Origin of the sequence: Photorhabdus tasmaniensis (assembly GCF_011189505.1) — a bacterium.
GTDB classification, from domain to species: domain Bacteria; phylum Pseudomonadota; class Gammaproteobacteria; order Enterobacterales; family Enterobacteriaceae; genus Photorhabdus; species Photorhabdus tasmaniensis.
This window is the reverse complement of the sequence record NZ_PUJU01000143.1, coordinates 1-1568: the sequence shown is the minus strand read 5'-3', so window position 1 is coordinate 1568 and position 1568 is coordinate 1. Positions and strand designations below refer to the sequence as shown.

The following is a 1568-nucleotide window of genomic DNA, read 5'->3' as shown; positions in this document are numbered from 1 at the left end:
ATGAAGGCCCAATGCAAACTCGGGGCTTTTTTCGGCGGACCGCGTTTTTCTTGTTTTGACCACAGTAATTTCCACGCCAGGGGGCTTAATACTGTCTCACAGCTCTCTTTCTCTGCCTCTTCTTTGTTCAGACCCATAAAACGCAGCGGGTGTATCCGTACCGCTATAAAGGCCAGCAACACTATCATGCGCTCCAGATTATCTTTGCTTTGCATACGCAGCGCTTCTACCTGCGTGCCGCCCGTTTTCCACGCTTTGTGAAATTCCTCTATCAGCCAGCGGCGCTCGTAATAACTGAATATTTTATGGGCGTCTTCCTGACTTTTGACCGGTTCGGAGGTCAGAAGATGCCAGCAAAGCCCGTCCTCCGGACCTTTGAGGGAAAAGTTCAATAACGAGGGGGCGGGTTAAAATATTTGTGTAGGAAAGACAGGTTTACGACGGGGAGCAGTCACAAGTGATAGTTCTGCTCATTGAAGAATACGAAGCAGAACACTATCCAATCGACCCACCAGACCCGATCGAGGCCATTAAATTCAGAATGGAGCAATCAGGATTAACAGTTAAAGACTTGGAACCCGCTATCGGCAAATCCAACCGTGTTTATGAAGTTCTCAATAGAAAGCGTAATCTGATATTATCCATGATCCGGAATTTACACGGTATGTTTGGTATTCCTGCTGATGTCCTAATAAAACCAACAAAACCAGCTCCATAAGGGGCTAGTTCTATAAACCATTCGTGGCTTACGGATTTCAAATCCAATAGCGGTTATTAAGATAAGAATAAATCAGTACCCCTATTCCCTTATAACCAAGGAAAGGAATAGAAATTTAACCTTTTTCTAAGCTGCCTGTACGGCAGTGAACGCTCTCATTTCCCCTATACCACTAACAACAATTTTCTAAGCTGCCTGTACGGCAGTGAACATGAATGCACCGTTTAAACTTGCAGAAAAGCATTTCTAAGCTGCCTGTACGGCAGTGAACAAATTGGAGTGGATAGTGCTTATATTCATATTTTTCTAAGCTGCCTGTACGGCAGTGAACATAAGCTTGTCGGAGTGCCTTTTGCTGCCCATTTTCTAAGCTGCCTGTACGGCAGTGAACTCGATATGTTGAATTTAGTTTGGAAAGTTGACTTTCTAAGCTGCCTGTACGGCAGTGAACTGTAAACTATGCTCTTTTGCATCATCTTTGGCTTTCTAAGCTGCCTGTACGGCAGTGAACGTGGATATTCATAGACATAAGCCGCTGGCAACTTTCTAAGCTGCCTGTACGGCAGTGAACATGTACGCTAAGAGGTAGCCGCAAATGAAAAATTTCTAAGCTGCCTGTACGGCAGTGAACACATAACACTTGAACAACTAAAAGTCGCTACGTTTCTAAGCTGCCTGTACGGCAGTGAACTTTTCACCATATCCGTGAACGGCTTTAATACTTTTCTAAGCTGCCTGTACGGCAGTGAACTGTTGCATATTAACTTTAATCTATTGATTATTAAAGAGCAAAGTCACTATAAAGGAGAAAAACCCTTTTTATAAACAGAGTTTAATCCCCTTAATAAAT

At 43.5% G+C, this 1568-nt stretch carries 2 pseudogenes and 1 CRISPR repeat array; of the pseudogenes, one reads left to right on the top strand and one right to left on the bottom strand.

The window, feature by feature from the left end:
* Positions 1 to 377 (bottom strand): annotated as a pseudogene (locus tag C5471_RS23180) (IS4 family transposase); the annotation flags it as partial.
* A gap of 80 nt (positions 378 to 457) precedes the next feature.
* Here C5471_RS23180 and C5471_RS23175 point away from each other — a divergent pair.
* A pseudogene (locus tag C5471_RS23175) lies at positions 458 to 718 on the top strand (helix-turn-helix domain-containing protein); the annotation flags it as partial.
* A 123-nt stretch (positions 719 to 841) separates the two neighbouring features.
* Positions 842 to 1470: direct repeats of the CRISPR family, unit length 29 nt; unit sequence TTTCTAAGCTGCCTGTACGGCAGTGAACA.
* Between the last annotated feature and the right edge of the window lie 98 nt (positions 1471 to 1568).